Annotated in this window: 15 protein-coding genes and 1 tRNA gene; all 16 read right to left on the bottom strand. The window is 40.9% G+C overall.

All coding sequences use genetic code 11. The features are described from left to right. Positions 1-65 precede the first annotated feature (65 nt). Positions 66-137, bottom strand: a tRNA-Arg gene (locus tag MK480_RS01330). 66 nt (positions 138-203) lie between these two features. Next, positions 204-1,190 carry a GMP reductase gene (locus MK480_RS01325; RefSeq protein WP_084887038.1) on the bottom strand — a complete coding sequence of 329 codons (987 nt, stop codon included), beginning with the start codon at positions 1,188-1,190 and terminating at the stop codon, positions 204-206. Between the two features lie 199 nt (positions 1,191-1,389). Next, positions 1,390-2,169, bottom strand: a complete 780-nt coding sequence (locus MK480_RS01320; protein ID WP_084887036.1) for an L-threonylcarbamoyladenylate synthase — start codon at positions 2,167-2,169, stop codon at positions 1,390-1,392. A 27-nt stretch (positions 2,170-2,196) separates the two neighbouring features. Beyond that, a complete protein-coding gene (gene leuD, locus MK480_RS01315) occupies positions 2,197-2,790 on the bottom strand; it encodes a 3-isopropylmalate dehydratase small subunit (protein WP_000410625.1) in 594 nt (197 codons plus the stop codon). A 9-nt stretch (positions 2,791-2,799) separates the two neighbouring features. Then, the gene (gene leuC / locus MK480_RS01310; protein WP_153199035.1) at positions 2,800-4,182 is read right to left on the bottom strand and encodes a 3-isopropylmalate dehydratase large subunit; all 1,383 of its coding nucleotides are present in this window, start codon (positions 4,180-4,182) and stop codon (positions 2,800-2,802) included. A 3-nt stretch (positions 4,183-4,185) separates the two neighbouring features. Then, complete coding sequence (locus MK480_RS01305) at positions 4,186-4,455, bottom strand: DUF1294 domain-containing protein (protein WP_153199034.1); 270 nt, start codon at positions 4,453-4,455, stop codon at positions 4,186-4,188. Next, positions 4,452-5,489: a 3-isopropylmalate dehydrogenase gene (gene leuB, locus MK480_RS01300; protein WP_261010992.1), complete on the bottom strand. Its 1,038-nt coding sequence runs from the start codon at positions 5,487-5,489 to the stop codon at positions 4,452-4,454. The genes MK480_RS01305 and leuB overlap by 4 nt, the downstream gene beginning before the upstream one ends. Before the next feature lie 11 nt (positions 5,490-5,500). Then, positions 5,501-7,063, bottom strand: coding sequence for a 2-isopropylmalate synthase (locus MK480_RS01295; protein ID WP_084926565.1), 1,563 nt, complete (start codon positions 7,061-7,063; stop codon positions 5,501-5,503). 313 nt (positions 7,064-7,376) lie between these two features. Next, complete coding sequence (locus MK480_RS01290; RefSeq protein ID WP_084887025.1) at positions 7,377-8,033, bottom strand: MmcQ/YjbR family DNA-binding protein; 657 nt, start codon at positions 8,031-8,033, stop codon at positions 7,377-7,379. Positions 8,034-8,076: 43 nt separating this feature from the next. After that, a complete protein-coding gene (locus tag MK480_RS01285) occupies positions 8,077-8,709 on the bottom strand; it encodes a copper homeostasis protein CutC (protein ID WP_084926566.1) in 633 nt (210 codons plus the stop codon). A 92-nt stretch (positions 8,710-8,801) separates the two neighbouring features. Next, a complete protein-coding gene (locus MK480_RS01280) occupies positions 8,802-9,161 on the bottom strand; it encodes a YbaN family protein (protein WP_084926567.1) in 360 nt (119 codons plus the stop codon). A 105-nt stretch (positions 9,162-9,266) separates the two neighbouring features. Continuing rightward, positions 9,267-11,354 carry a type I DNA topoisomerase gene (topA, locus tag MK480_RS01275; protein WP_261081548.1) on the bottom strand — a complete coding sequence of 696 codons (2,088 nt, stop codon included), beginning with the start codon at positions 11,352-11,354 and terminating at the stop codon, positions 9,267-9,269. A gap of 222 nt (positions 11,355-11,576) precedes the next feature. Next, entirely contained in the window at positions 11,577-12,425 is an 849-nt protein-coding gene (dprA, locus tag MK480_RS01270) for a DNA-processing protein DprA (protein ID WP_084926569.1), read from the bottom strand. Positions 12,426-12,512: 87 nt separating this feature from the next. Continuing rightward, a complete protein-coding gene (locus MK480_RS01265; RefSeq protein ID WP_084926570.1) occupies positions 12,513-13,202 on the bottom strand; it encodes a sugar phosphate nucleotidyltransferase in 690 nt (229 codons plus the stop codon). Between the two features lie 11 nt (positions 13,203-13,213). Next, a complete protein-coding gene (locus MK480_RS01260) occupies positions 13,214-14,092 on the bottom strand; it encodes a DMT family transporter (RefSeq protein WP_049501802.1) in 879 nt (292 codons plus the stop codon). Beyond that, positions 14,082-14,951, bottom strand: coding sequence for a choline kinase LicA (gene licA / locus MK480_RS01255; RefSeq protein WP_084926571.1), 870 nt, complete (start codon positions 14,949-14,951; stop codon positions 14,082-14,084). Before licA ends, MK480_RS01260 begins: the two co-directional genes overlap by 11 nt. Positions 14,952-14,961 lie beyond the last annotated feature (10 nt).

Below are 14,961 nucleotides of genomic sequence, written 5' to 3'. Positions count from 1 at the left end.
TAGAAGCAAATTTGGGTCAGAATAAAGAAAAAAGCCCTACTAAAGGCTTTCTTAGGATGTTTACATCCACCCTGAGGGAATCGAACCCCCATCTCAAGAACCGGAATCTTACGTGATATCCATTACACTAAGGGTGGAAACTTGTCTTATTATAACAGAAATTTGCTCTAATAACAAGTTTTTTTCTAGATAGATAGCCCGTCCTAGTGGGAAGCATCCCCATTCCAGATTGAGTTTTTCACGATAACATAATCAACGTGTTTAAGGTCAGCAACCTGACGTCCACCTGCATAAGAAATAGCACTTTGAAGGTCTTGTTCCATCTCAGTTAAAGTGTCTTGCAGATGACCTTTAGCAGGAAGCAAGATACGTTTGCCTTCCACATTTTTGTAAGCACCTTTTTGATATTGTGAAGCTGAACCATAGTACTCTTTGAACTGTTCACCATCAACTTCAATCGTTTTCCCTGGACTTTCGATGTGTCCTGCAAAGAGGGAACCAATCATGACCATGCTAGCACCGAAACGAATAGACTTAGCAATATCACCGTGAGTACGAATTCCTCCATCAGCAATAATCGGTTTACGTGCAGCCTTGGCACACCAACGTAGAGCAGCCAACTGCCAACCACCTGTACCAAAACCTGTCTTGACCTTGGTGATACAAACCTTACCTGGACCGATTCCGACCTTAGTAGCATCCGCACCAGCATTTTCCAATTCACGCACAGCTTCTGGTGTTCCCACATTTCCAGCAATGACAAAGGTATCTGGCAATTCTTTTTTGATGTGTTGAATCATAGAAATCACGCTATCCGCATGACCGTGGGCAATGTCAATCGTGATGTACTCAGGAGCATCAGCCTTGAGCTGGCTCACAAAATCATACTCATAATCCTTAACACCAACAGAGATAGAAGCAATAAGCCCTTGCTCATGCATACGCTTAATAAAAGGAATGCGTCCTGCCTCATCAAAACGGTGCATAATGTAGAAGTAACCACCTTTAGCCAGTTGCTCAGCTACCTTTTCATCCAAAATTGTCTGCATATTAGCTGGCACAACAGGTAGTTTAAAGGTGTGCTTTCCTAGAGTGACACTTGTATCCGCTTCTGCACGACTTTTAATCACACATTTATTTGGAATCAATTGAATATCTTCGTAATCAAAAATTGGAAATTCATTTAACATCTCGATGTCTCGTTTCTTTTGTAATGACCTACCTATGCTCTCGCATCACTACGTCTTTTCCGACGTTTCCTTAATTTATTATAAACCAAAGTACAGTTTTTGTCAAATATTTTTATAAATCAAAATTTATTGTTCGGATTTTATTGTATGAATAAAAAAGAAAGAGGAGAGATTATTTTCTCCCCACTTCTTCTACATTCTAATAATACTCACCCTGACGATAGTCCCATGAGTTAAAGGTGTCTGACAGGTGCATCATAATCTTATCAATGTCAAGCCCTTTGCGGATTACAACTGGAGCTGGTGAAGTTGAACGTGCTCCTCCTTGTTCTGGGATGAGTTTACCGTATTTATCAACCATAGAGACCATCACACCTTGCTCGTAGCGAGTTTCAATCGTTTTGTCAGGCTGGATAGATGCCACATAGTCGTCTGCCTCGATAACAAGGTCAACTGCCCTTTCGATGCGTTCTCCGATACCTTCTACTTTACCACGGTTTCCTTTTCCAGATGGGTTTGCAGATGAGGCATAGACCATCTTGCCTTCTTCCCAAAGTTTGGCAGCCAATTGTTCACCAGCTTTCCCAAACTTGATAACGAAACAGCTAGTACCACGCACATCAGTCATCAGCTCTTCACGGCCATCCCCATAAGCTTTCAATTTCTCAAAGGCTTCTGGTTTCCAAGGAAGGATACAACCAAGAAGAATATCTTCGTCCCAATGTTTTTGGTAGAAGGCTTCAATTTCTGGGTTGAGTTGTGCTAAAGCGCGAAGCTCATCCATGCTACCACAGAGAACAACACCTGGTTTGTTACGGTTACGCTCTTTGGCTTCAAACTTGCGTTCAAGTCCTGCCTTATCGCTAGTCATGATGATATAACCGACTTTTGTAGGGCAAACAATGCACCCTCCCTCACCTTTTAAAATGTCATAGCCTTCTTGTGAAAGTGTTCCGTTCCATTGAATGTGTTTTGTCATAGTTCTATTTCCTTTTCTATTTTTCTTCTAATCCTGCCAGTAGGCTGGTCGTTGTTTTTCATAAGCAGCAATCAAATCTTCATACTGCAAGGTAATTCCGATATCATCCAAACCATTTAAGAGTTTGTGTTTCCATTCACTATCGATTTCAAAAGTGAATTCTCCAACTGGTGAGATGATTTTTTGTTGTTCCAAGTCCACAGTTACCTGGTCACTTGGTTGTAGCTGAGCTAGTTTCTCTCGAACCTCTCTGGGCTGTACAATAGGCAACATGCCATTATTGAGTTCATTATTGTAATGAATATCCCCAAAAGACCCTGCAATCACGACCTTGAAACCATAGTCCGCTAGAGCCCAAGCTGCGTGTTCCCTCGAAGATCCTGCCCCAAAGTTATCCCCTGAGATGAGAATACTGGCTTTCCGATATTCAGGTCGGTTAAAGACAAAGTCTGGGTCCTCAGTATACTTGTCATCCAGATAACGCCAAGCATACATGAGGTACTTACCAAAGCCTTTCTTATCGATTAACTTGAGAAACTGCTTGGGTAGGATTTGGTCAGTGTCAATGTTATCATTCATGAGAGGAACGGTCGTTCCCGTATAAACTGTAAATTTCTCCATATCCTCTCCTTACTGAGCTTCTGGCATTTGCCGAACATCTACGAAGCGCCCTGCAATAGCTGCCGCAGCTGCCATGGCTGGACTGCAGAGATGGGTCTTAGCGCCAAAGCCTTGTCTGTCTTCAAAATTTCGATTGCTGGTTGAGGCGCAGTGAACGCCATCTGGAACCTTGTCAGGATTCATCCCTAGGCACATAGAGCAACCTGGGTCTCTCCACTCAAAACCAGCATCTAGAAAGACCTTGTCCAAGCCCAACTTTTCAGCAGCTCGTTTCACAGGACGAGAGCCTGGAACCACGATAGCCGTTAAGTTGGAAGCAATTTTCTTCCCTTTGACAAATCGCGCAGCCAGTTGCAAGTCGCTGAGACGAGCATTAGTACAAGACCCGATAAAGATATAGCCTAGTTCAATATCTGCTGGCTTTTGACCAGGCTCCAAGTCCATGTAATTGTAGGCTCGCTCATCATTCATATCCTTAATTTCTGGAAAGCTACTGTCAAAGTCAACACCCATAGCAGGATTAGTTCCCCAGGTCACCATGGGAGCCAAGTCTGAAACATCCATCTGGATAACCTTATCATAAACAGCATCCTCATCACTGACAAGGGTTTTCCAATCCGCCACAGCCTCTTCAAAGTCCTCTGGAACACATTCTCGTCCCTTGAGATAATCATAGGTAGTTTGATCCGGATTCATGATTCCCATCTTAGATCCAAACTCGATCGACATATTGCAGATGGTCATTCGCTCTTCCATGCTCAGTGCATCAATAGCTTGCCCACGATATTCCACCACGTAGCCAACACCGCAAGCAACGCCGTACTTAGCAATCAAGGCTAAAATGAAATCCTTGGAATAAACTCCTTTTTGAGGAACTCCAGTGAATTCAACCAACATTTTCTTAGGTTTAACCTGCCAGAGGGTCTGGGTAGCGAAGACATGCTCAACCTCACTAGTCCCAATCCCAAAGGCGATGGCTCCAAAAGCTCCGTGGGTTGCTGTGTGACTATCTCCACAGACAATGAATTTTCCTGGTTGGGTCCGTCCAGTTTCTGGACCAACCATGTGAACGATTCCTTGCTTTTCAGAACCGTGGGCCGCATGTTCAATCCCAAATTCCTCAACATTTTCAGCAAGCTTATCAATTTGAGCCTTAGAAATCACATCTCGAATATCGTAGATATTGACCGTCGGGACATTGTGGTCAAAGGTTCCAAATGTCAAGTCTGGTCGTCTCAATCTGCGTCCTGCATCTCGTAATCCTTGAAAAGCCTGAGGACTGGTCACCTCGTGGATATAGTGCTGGTCCACATACATGAGTTGGGGCTGCCCCTCTTCTCCTGTGATGACATGACGGTCCCATAATTTATCAAAAATCGATTTTCCTGCCATCCATTACCTCCAAATAACATATAAGGCTACTAGTGTGGACACCATCCCAAGAAACCAAACGGTTTTAAAATACCATTTTCGAGTCTTGTGGTGAAAGATGATTCCCGCTAGCCAGGCACCAAAACCACCACAAGTAAAGGCTAAAATAAGTAGGATTTTCTCAGGGATGCGCCAAACTCTTCTCCTTGCCTTAGATTTGTCAATACCATAAATCAAGAAAACCATGACATTCCAAATCAAAAGGACTAGAGTAATTTTTTCGTCTAACTTCATAACCTTGCAATAATAGCTTCCGTCATTTCCTTGGTCGAAGCCTGTCCTCCTAGATCTCTCGTTAAAATGCCAGCCGCTAAACTTGCCTCAACAGCATGCTCGATACACTCTGCATCCTCATAACGTCCGAAACTATCTCTCAACATCATGGCAACTGATAAAATCATGGAAATAGGATTGGCAATTCCTTGACCTGCAATATCAGGCGCTGAACCGTGAATAGGTTCATAGAGACTTGGTCCATTTTCAGAATGACTGGCTGATGGCATGACCCCAAGTGTACCAGATAGGACGCTTGATTCATCTGAGAGAATATCTCCGAAAAGATTCTCTGTCACGATGACATCAAACTTAGCAGGATTGGTAATCATGAGCATGGCAGCTGAGTCCACTAACTGGTGTTCCAAGGTCACATCTGGGAAATCCTGTGAGACCTTCTCAGCTACTTTCCGCCAGAGTTTTGATGTTGCCAACACATTTTGCTTATCGATACTAGTAACGATTTTTCTGCGATTTCTTGCAATTTCAAAGGCTTTGCGAATAATCCGCTCCACTTCCTCATAGCTATAGTCGTTGATATCACGCGCTTTGCGCTCTTTAAGGATATGATCTCCAAAGTAAATCCCGCCTGTCAACTCCCGCACAACGACAAAGTCCACCCCAGCAATTCGTTCTGATTTTAGTGGTGACAAATGCTTGAGACTCTCATAAATCTTAACAGGGCGAATATTAGCATAGAGATTGAGTTCCTTACGGAGAGCTAGCAAGCCTTGTTCAGGGCGAACCGCTGCTCCATCATACTGAGGACTACCGATAGCCGCTAGTAGAATGGCATCTGCTTCACGACATACCTTGAGGGTTTCATCAGGTAAAGGATGCCCTGCAGCATCGATACCTGCACCTCCAAAAGGTCGTCTATCAATCTCATAATCAAAACCTGTTTTTTCAGCTAGAGCTTCCAGAACCTCTAAACTAGCCTCCATGATTTCTGGGCCGATTCCGTCCCCTGCTAGAGCTACTATTTTCTTTGTCATAGCATTCTCCTTTACACACTAGGCATATCGCGATAGGAAACGCTACGTCCCATCTCACCAGCATTCTCTTTTTGAACAAAGGTATTAGCATTGATGTAGGCAATAGCAGATGCTTTCAGTACATCGAAATCAAGCCCTGCTGCATTAAAGATGGTTTCTGTATCTCTGTTTTCAACAGTGACCAAAACCCGAGCTTGGGCATCAATTCCATCTGTCACCGCGTCAATAGTGTAAGACACCAAGCGAACAGATTGATTGAAGAATTTGTCAATAGCGTTGAAGATAGCCTCAACAGAACCTTGCCCTGTCGCATTAAATTCGACTTTCTCACCATCCATATTGGCTAGGCTAACAAGCGCTTCAATATCATTGTCTGCATGAGTTTGCAGTTGTAAATCATCAAAATGGAAGCCTTCTGGATTTTCAACCATGGTTCCAGCTACCAGAGCTCGAATATCTGCATCTGTAATTTCTTGTTTCTTATCGGCCAGTGCCTTGAACTTAGCAAAGAGTGGTTTGATATCCTCTTCTGTAAAGTCTAGAGCCAGTTCTCTTAGTTTCTCAACAAAGGCATGGCGACCAGACAATTTTCCAAGTGGGAGGCTGTTACTCTTGACACCGACCAATTCAGGAGTGATGATTTCATAGGTAAGAGGATTTTTAAGGACTCCGTCTTGGTGAATACCAGATTCGTGAGAAAAGGCATTGCCACCGACCACAGCCTTGTTTTTAGGAACTGGAATACCTGAGAAGCGAGAAACCATTTCTGACGTATTCATTGTTTCATCCAAAACAATATCACTAGTTGCTTGGAAGAAATCCTCACGAATCTTCAAAGCAACAGCTACTTCTTCAAGAGCAACATTACCTGCGCGTTCACCGATACCATTAATAGTTCCCTGGATACGTCCAGCGCCGTGTTTAATTGCTGTCAAAGTATTTGCAGTTGCCATACCGAGATCATCGTGACAGTGGACACCAAAGACAACTTTATGATCTGATTTAATATTTTCAGTCAAGTGATCAAAGATGCGTGCAAACTCTTCTGGAGTCGTAAAGCCAACCGTGTCAGGGATATTGATATAAGTTGCACCTGCATCAACCGCTGTTTGAACAACTTCTAAGAGGAAATCCAACTCTGTTCTAGTCGCATCCTCTGGAGAGAATTCAACTATCTCAAACTTAGAACGGGCATAAGAAACATGCTCCTTAATAGCTTCTAGAATCTCTTCCTTGCTCTTATTGAGCTTATACTTACGATGAATCGGACTGGTAGCGATAAAGACATGAATCTGTGGATACTTGGCATCCTTAAGTGCCTCATAACAAGCATCAATATCAGATTTTACAGAACGAGCTAATCCTGTCACTGCTGTTTTTTTCATAGCTTTAGCAATTTCTTGAACGGCTATAAATGAATCTGGACTAGCAGCAGGAAAACCAGCTTCAATTACAGAAATTCCCCATTTCTCCAGCTGTCTTGCAATGGAAACTTTTTCCTTTATTGAGAAGTTAACACCAGGTGTTTGTTCCCCATCACGAAGACTTGTATCAAAAAATTCAACTTTACGCATAAGATTTCCCCTTTTCCAAATGTGGTTTTAAAAAAACATCTCGCTTAGAAGTCCAAGCGAGATGTTGATTTACTCCCGCTTGGTAAGCCAAACAGGACTAATGCTTTTTGCACTAGCCCGAGTACCTCAACAACAAAGCAAATTGATTAAACTTAGCTGTTTTCATGCTTGACTTTCTCCTTCGTTTGATATCTTGTTTAGTATTTTAGCATAGGCAAAAATACTTGTCAAGAAAAAATCTATTATTTTCTGAAAATTTCTTCAGTAGAGAATATTTCGCTAATTGAAAGTTCTTGAAAATCCTTGAAAAGTTTTATTTTTTAGAAGTTAAATTCCAACTTTTTTCAATCAATTCCAGTACTATTTCATCTGACAACGTATCATCAAGTGCCACACTAATCCAGTATCTCCTATTCATATGAAAAGCTGGATAAATGCCATTTTGTGAAAGCAAGTCCACTACTTGGTCGTGTTTGAGGTTGACTGCTTCCACCTGTCCTTCTCTGCCCTTTTCTAGCCTATCCCAAGGTATTCTCATCACAACAGCATACCACTTCTTATTGTCTTCATGTCTTAACACTGCCGTATCAGGCGATTTCTCCCACAGATACTCCAGCTGATTACCATACTTTTCCTGAACTTGAGTCATGATTCGCTTGGTCTGAGGACAGATAAAATCCTGCACCTCAAAACAAGCCTTTCGAATCTGGTAAAGAATCTCCAGACAAGCTTCACGGACATTTCCGACAAAACTTCCTCTCATGCTTTCCATATGGACTTGAGGATAGAGATCACCCGTTTCCCGGTCAAAGACCTGAAAACACACATTATCAGCAGTGATGGAGACTGTCATGACAAAGTCACCTTGCAAAATCTGGCAACTATAGATCCAGACTCCACTATTTTCTACAAAACCAAAAGCATGAGCCTTTTCTTGATTAAACTGATAGGATTTAAAAATTTCAAACATAAGTGAAAACTGCTACCAAAAGCTAGCAGTTCCTTTCTATTTTTTAAAAGACAACCTTGGTTCCATGCAATTGTGTCACACCTAGCTGATCGATAAAGGTTTGACGGTTGTCAAGGTCAATCCCGCCACCTGGTAGAATTTCAATCTTACCTTTAGCGTGCTCTAAAATTCTGTGATAGTGAGCAAAACGTTTTTCTAAGGAGTCACCAGATACACCCGCACGAGTCAGAATTCGAGTGACACCAGCTTGACTAAGCCAGTCAATAGCTTCCAGTTGATCTTCATCGCTCAATTCATCAAAGGCCATGTGGAAGACAATTTCCATTCCTTTTGATGCAGCAATTAACTTTTCAAGATTAGGCTTATCCAACTTCTTATCAGCAGTTAAACCCCCAAATACAACTCCTTGACTTCCAGCCTGAGCAGCCAACCGAATGTCTTCTAGCATAATTGCAATTTCTAGTTCATTATAGACAAAGTCGCCACCACGTGGACGAATCATGGTCATGATGGTTGTATCGTAGTTAGCTGCCAATTCAACCGCTGCCTTGGTCACTCCATAGCTGGGAGTTGTCCCACCAACTGCTAGATTGTCACAAAGTTCGATTCGACGAGCTCCAGCCTGCATCGCTTTTTCAAGCAAGGTCACATTTTCAGCACAAAATTCGTAAATCATTTGATTCTCCTTGAAGATTACTTTAAATTTATTATATCATATTGTTGTGGATATGCTTTCAATTTTATCAAGGCAAATAACTACTATTTTAACTATTCTTTGTCTGGAATGACCTTGAAGAGATAATAGGTGATAAAGATGGTCAAAGCACCCAGACCGATTTTGACTGGTAAAAGAGGTGCAAAATAAATGGAAATTCCCATCAAGATGTAGATAGAGACAATAATCTTTTTTTTACGTTCACGCGCAATAGACTTAGTCTCACGAAAATCAGCTACATATGCTTGATAGAGCTTGGTATGATAAAGCCAATCTTCGAAACGCTTGGAACTTCTGGAGAAACAAGCAATAGACAGCAAAAGAAAAGGCGTTGTGGGCAACAAGGGTAAAACAACCCCAATAATAGACAAGGCTAGTGATAAAAAACCAATGATCAGATAGATAAGACGCATAACTTCTCCTAGTTAAAATAATCTTCTTCTAGTTTCGCATACAATGATGAATTTTGTCAAGTTCTAACCAAAAAGAGCCTGAAATTCACTTTCAGGACTCTCTTCTTATTTAATCTTTTCTTCTTCGTAATCACTATTACTACAAACGACCTGCTTGCCACCACCACGGACTTTTTTCTCCATGAGGAAGTTGCCACATTTTGGACAGTCACGACCAACAGGTTTGTCCCAAGAGGTAAATTCACATTCTGGATAGCGATTGCAACCATAGAAGAGGCGATTACGTTTAGTTTTACGTTCAATGATTTGTCCCTGATGACAACTTGGACACTCTACACCGATTTCTTTTACGATTGCTTGGGTATGACGACAATCTGGGAAATTGCTACAAGCGTAGAACTTACCAAAACGACCAAGTTTAATGACCATTGGACTACCACACACTTCACAGTCAAATCCAGCCAGTTCATCCTTGATTTGGATTTTTTCCATTTCTTCTTCAGCCTTGGCGACTTCTTTGGAGAATGGTTTGTAAAAGGCATCAATGACACGTTGCCACTGCTCTTTTCCGACTTCGACATCATCCAGCTTGCCTTCCATTTCAGCTGTAAAGGTCACATTTACGATATCTGGGAAATATTCAACGATGAGCTTGTTAACAATTTCCCCCAACTCTGTCGGTTCAAAACGTTTGGCTACAAGGCGAACATAATAACGTTTCTGAATGGTTTCAATGGTTGGAGCGTAGGTTGACGGACGTCCAACCCCATTTTCCTCCAAGGTCTTGATCAGGGTCGCTTCAGAATAACGAGCAGGCGGTTGGGTGAAATGTTGCTCTGGTTTGCTATTGACCTGTTTAACCACATCTCCAACAGCCATATCTGGTAACATCTTATTCTTGTCAGAATCATTATAAATGGCAAGATAACCATCAAACTTAATCTGACTACCATTAGCAGCAAATTGAATTCCATTTTGCGACAATTTAACAGCCATGGTATCAAAGACAGCAGCTGTCATCTGGCTAGCCACAAAACGATTCCAGATAAGAGTATAAAGCTTAAGCTGATCCTTGTCCAGATACTTAGCGATGCTTTCAGGTGTATTAAAAACACTAGACGGGCGAATAGCCTCGTGGGCATCCTGAGCTCCTGAAGCATTTTTGACCTTGCTACCATGCTTAGAATACTTACTACCAAAACGGTCCGTAATGAAGCTTGCTGCCTCATTTTGCGCTACAGGACTGATACGAGTCGAATCGGTACGCATATAGGTAATCAAACCTTGAACACCAGAACCAATATTAATCCCTTCATAAAGCTGTTGGGCAACCATCATAGTCTTTCGAGTACGGAAGTTAATTTTATTGGCAGCGTCCATCTGCATGGATGAAGTGGTATAGGGTAAAGGAGCATTGCGTTTGCGCTCTTTCTTATCTACCTGATCCACTGAAAAATCCTTACTAGTCAGACGAGACAAGACTTCCTTGACCTCATCATTGCTAGTCAATTTCAGCTTTTTGCCATCCACTCCATAGAAGGAAGCTTGAAATTGCTTGGTTCCCTTTTTAAAAACACCATCAATTGTCCAGTATTCTTCTGGTTGGAAGGCATTAATTTCATTTTCACGGTCAATGATTAACTTAAGCGCAATGGACTGAACGCGACCTGCTGACAAGCCCTTCTTGACCTTTTTCCACAAAATAGGCGAAATCGAATACCCTACCAAGCGGTCCAAAACACGACGAGCCTGTTGGGCATCGACCAAGTCCATATCAATCTTGCGAGGTTCTTTAAAAGCATTTTTGACCGCATCCTTGGTGATTTCATTGAAGACCACACGGTTGGCATCATTTTCATCTAAGTTGAGAATGTGAGCCAAATGCCAAGAAATCGCTTCTCCTTCACGGTCCGGGTCACTCGCCAGAAAGACTTTATTAGCTTTTTTAGCTTCTTTTTTCAAGTCATTGATAAGAGGACCTTTTCCTCGGATATTAATATATTGCGGTTCATAATTATTTTCAATATCGACGGACATACTGGATTTCTTCAAATCCCGAATATGACCGACACTGGCTAAAACCTTGTAGTTTCTGCCGAGATATTTTTCAATCGTCTTGGCCTTAGCAGGCGACTCCACGATTACTAGATTTTTTTTAACTGTTGATTTTTTCTTTTTTGTTGCCGTAGCCACAGTATCACACCTTTTCAAAGTAATAAACTTTATAAAGTGTAAACCATTTTGCCATAACTGTCAAGACTTAGCTCCTATATATAGAAGAAAAGTTTGTCTAGTAAGCGGACTTTCTTCTTATACTCAATGAAAATCAAAGAGTGAACTAGGAAGCTAGCCGCAGGCTGTACTTGAGTACGGCAAGGTGAAGCTGACGCGGTTTGAAGAGATTTTCGAAGAGTATTAAAATTCAAATTCCGCAAGAACATCCTGCCCACTTGTGACCAATTTTGCACCTTCTTGAATCAAATGATGGCAACCGTCTGATAGTCCATCTAAAATGCTACCAGGAATAGCAAAAACATCGCGTCCTTCTTCCATTGCCCTCTCACAGGTAATGAGACTACCTGAGCGCATCTTAGCCTCTGCTACAATCACGCCACGACAAAGTCCAGCAATGATGCGATTACGGGCAGGAAAATGAAATTTAAGAGGTTGTTCGCCAGGTCCATATTCACTGAGAACCAGATGATCATTGCCGATGTAGTCTTGCAAGCGTTTATTGGCTTTAGGATAAAACACATCCAGTCCTGTTCCAATCACTGCAATGGTTTTTCCACCATTCTGCAGGGCTGCCATATGAGCTGCTGTGTCAATTCCCTTGGCTAATCCACTGACGATAACCAGTTCATTTTCCATGCCCTGAATGACTTTTTCAACTGACTTAGCCCCCTGTTTGCTACAAGCACGACTTCCCACGACTGCTACCTTAGGAAATTTCAAGAGATCCAGGTTTCCCTTGTAAAATAAAAGTACAGGCGCATCATATATTTCACTCAAATCCCAAGGATAACAGTCATCTAAAATAGAGAAAGATGGAAATTTTTGAAACTCCTTCTCCAAATGCGTATCGTCTATCTGAAAATAACGTTCCATAAAAACAGCTGGATTTCGGCAACCTGAAATTTCTGCAATATCACCTAACAACAGTTCTTGATCAACATTTTCACCGTATTCTAGAACTGCCAAAACCTGTTGATTGGTCAAACCTGATTTTTTTAACTTATAGATTTCATAGTTTGTGATTTTCATAAATAACTCCATTTCTTTTTCTACTCATCTATTTATTCGTAAAAAATCAAAAAAACATCCGACTATTTTAGCCAGATGTTGGAATCTTTAATTTTCGTTTTTAAGAATTTCTTCTAATTTATGATAGTCTTGGACACTATCGATTTCATAGATGCTATTGCCTTCTAATTCTTCAACATAGACATCTAACTCTTTGATGTTATCCTTAACCATATTGTCCCAGTAGAGATCAACAAACTCGCCACTTGCATAAGCCTTGTCGATAAAGCTGACAATCTTTTCTGCAGTTGGAGCGTCCCAGAAGGATACACCACTAAGAATGCGACCAGCTTTGCTATCAACAGTAATGTCTTGAACCTTATAGTCATCTCCATAGACCAAGAACCATTCGTTGGTACAATCTTCACGATAAACACTAAAATAAGTCGAACGTGTCAAATCATTGCGGAACATATTTTTGAAGAGATAGTTATCCGCATCAATAACATAGCTGTTAGCCAACTCTTCTTTTACAAGATAGAGAGAGTAAAAGTTATTGTAGTCAGCGTATTTATCATTGAAAACGAGGCGAACACCATATTTTTCTTTTAAGTAATCGAATTGTTCTTTAAGGTAACCAACGATGATGATGATATCATGGATACCTTTTTCTTTGAGAAACTCAATTTGGTATTCAATCAAAGGTTTTTCATTAACCTGAACCAAGGCTTTAGGGGTATTTTCAGTCATAGGACGCAAGCGAGTTCCCAATCCCGCTGCTAAGATGATAGCTTTCACACGAATCTCCTTTATTCTTTAATAATAATATAAACTCCAGCAATGACGACAAGTGACGTAATAATTGTCAACATATCTAGCGGTGCACCCAAGAAAACAACAGCAAACAAGACTGTCCATACTACATAGCTCACATTCAAGCCTGTAGCCTTGGCTGGTTGCAAGCGATTGATAGCGATATAATAAGCCAAGTAGGAAATCATATCAAAGGCTGCAAAGACAATCATGAGACCTAGCAATTGTCCATTGGCCACTTCTGCAAATGACTGATGAGAGAAGAGCACAATCACAAGATAGGATAAGAATGAAGTTACTTGACGGATTAAGAGAGCTTCGATTTCACTCAATTCACTTTCCATGGCAAAGGAGCTAAGGACACTTTCACTCCCCCATGCAATGGCACAAACCAAAGCACAAAGAATCCCAATGTAGAAAGAATTAACCTGTTCAACCTTATAGGTCTGAGCAATAATCCCTCCAATAATCAAGACGATCCCAAACACAGTATTTTTCGAAATCTTGTGCTTCAAAAAGAAGAAAGCCAATAAAACTGAAATCGCAGGGTAAATAGCCGATACAGATGAAGCTAAGGAACTTCCGATATACTTAACTGCGTAAAGATTGGCCTGCATACCGATAGGGCCTGCTAATAAGGCTCCGATGATCACACTAACATTGCGAATATTTAAGAAAATTGAGAGACGAACTTTTCCTTCTTTCACCAAGAGAAAAACTAGTAAGATAAAGATACTCAAGAAATCGTGAGCAGCGGCCACCACAAAGGGCGACAAATCTGTAAAAATCGAAAAGATATAAGCACTAATCGTTAGACCTAAACCCCAGAAAATACCTGAGAGTAGACCAAAAGAAACTCCATTTTTATTTTTCATCTGAACCTCCATAATATGACAAACCTTTAACAGCTCTTTGGTAACGATTCACACCATAGTCACCAAAATCTGTGCCTTGCTCTTCCTTATAGACAGTCCATAGACTCCAAATAGCATCTTGTAAAATTTTATAAATGGCAATCTTTTCACGAGAGACAGGAGTTTGTTCACTCTCATAGTGAGATAAGAAAGCTTCTTCCTCTTGACGTGTGAATTCAGACTCTAAAAAGAGGGCAGCCAAATCCCACATTGGATCGTTCATTGATGAATATTCCCAGTCAATCAGATATAGACGTCCTTGAGGTGATTCGATAAAGTTTTCAGGCACCAAATCGATATGACAAGATTTTCTATCAACACCTAAGTCAGCCAGTCTTTTCTCTAAGGAGAAAACTTCTTTTCTAACTGCTTCATAGTTGGCATAAGGGATTTTCTCTTCAATCAAGGATTCGTATTTTTTGATTTCTTCAAAAGGAGCAAATTCTCCTCTTAATTCCTTGCCAGAAGCATGAATAGTTTGTAATATTGGAGCAATTTTATCAAATTTGGTCTTGATTGACATTGAATCAAGCGTAATCGCAGATTCGATATACTCATTTACTTTGATACCAGCTTCAATATCAAAAAGATAATTTTTTACATCTAAGTCTAAATCCTTTAGTAGTTCAAGATTGTACTTTTCATCTTGACGATTAATCAGTTTTTCTGTCCCTTTACCAAAAAATTTAACAATGTATTGCTTATTTGTCGTTTTGATCAAATAGTTTTGATTGGTCATTCCCCCCAGTTGTTCAACACTGAGGACTTCCTCTTCTTGACTAAGTAAGGAAGAAATTTTTTCTTTAATGATTTTCTCCACAATTAACCTC

Source organism: Streptococcus mitis (genome assembly GCF_026782895.1).
Lineage (GTDB): Bacteria > Bacillota > Bacilli > Lactobacillales > Streptococcaceae > Streptococcus > Streptococcus mitis_CB.
The sequence above is the reverse complement of the archived record's forward strand: the minus strand, read 5'-3'. Positions and strand labels throughout refer to the sequence as shown.

Bases quoted from the DNA above. Each gene is read 5' to 3' on its own strand.
- MK480_RS01280 (WP_084926567.1), bottom strand. From the start codon at position 9,161: ATGCGTCTTATCTATCTGATCATTGGTTTTTTATCACTAGCCTTGTCT.
- leuC (WP_153199035.1), bottom strand. From the start codon at position 4,182: ATGGCAGGAAAATCGATTTTTGATAAATTATGGGACCGTCATGTCATC.
- MK480_RS01320 (WP_084887036.1), bottom strand. From the start codon at position 2,169: ATGACAAAACACATTCAATGGAACGGAACACTTTCACAAGAAGGCTAT.
- MK480_RS01290 (WP_084887025.1), bottom strand. From the start codon at position 8,033: ATGTTTGAAATTTTTAAATCCTATCAGTTTAATCAAGAAAAGGCTCAT.
- MK480_RS01295 (WP_084926565.1), bottom strand. From the start codon at position 7,063: ATGCGTAAAGTTGAATTTTTTGATACAAGTCTTCGTGATGGGGAACAA.
- MK480_RS01305 (WP_153199034.1), bottom strand. From the start codon at position 4,455: ATGAAGTTAGACGAAAAAATTACTCTAGTCCTTTTGATTTGGAATGTC.
- MK480_RS01285 (WP_084926566.1), bottom strand. From the start codon at position 8,709: ATGATTTACGAATTTTGTGCTGAAAATGTGACCTTGCTTGAAAAAGCG.
- leuD (WP_000410625.1), bottom strand. From the start codon at position 2,790: ATGGAGAAATTTACAGTTTATACGGGAACGACCGTTCCTCTCATGAAT.
- leuB (WP_261010992.1), bottom strand. From the start codon at position 5,489: ATGACAAAGAAAATAGTAGCTCTAGCAGGGGACGGAATCGGCCCAGAA.
- MK480_RS01325 (WP_084887038.1), bottom strand. From the start codon at position 1,190: ATGTTAAATGAATTTCCAATTTTTGATTACGAAGATATTCAATTGATT.
- MK480_RS01260 (WP_049501802.1), bottom strand. From the start codon at position 14,092: ATGAAAAATAAAAATGGAGTTTCTTTTGGTCTACTCTCAGGTATTTTC.
- dprA (WP_084926569.1), bottom strand. From the start codon at position 12,425: ATGAAAATCACAAACTATGAAATCTATAAGTTAAAAAAATCAGGTTTG.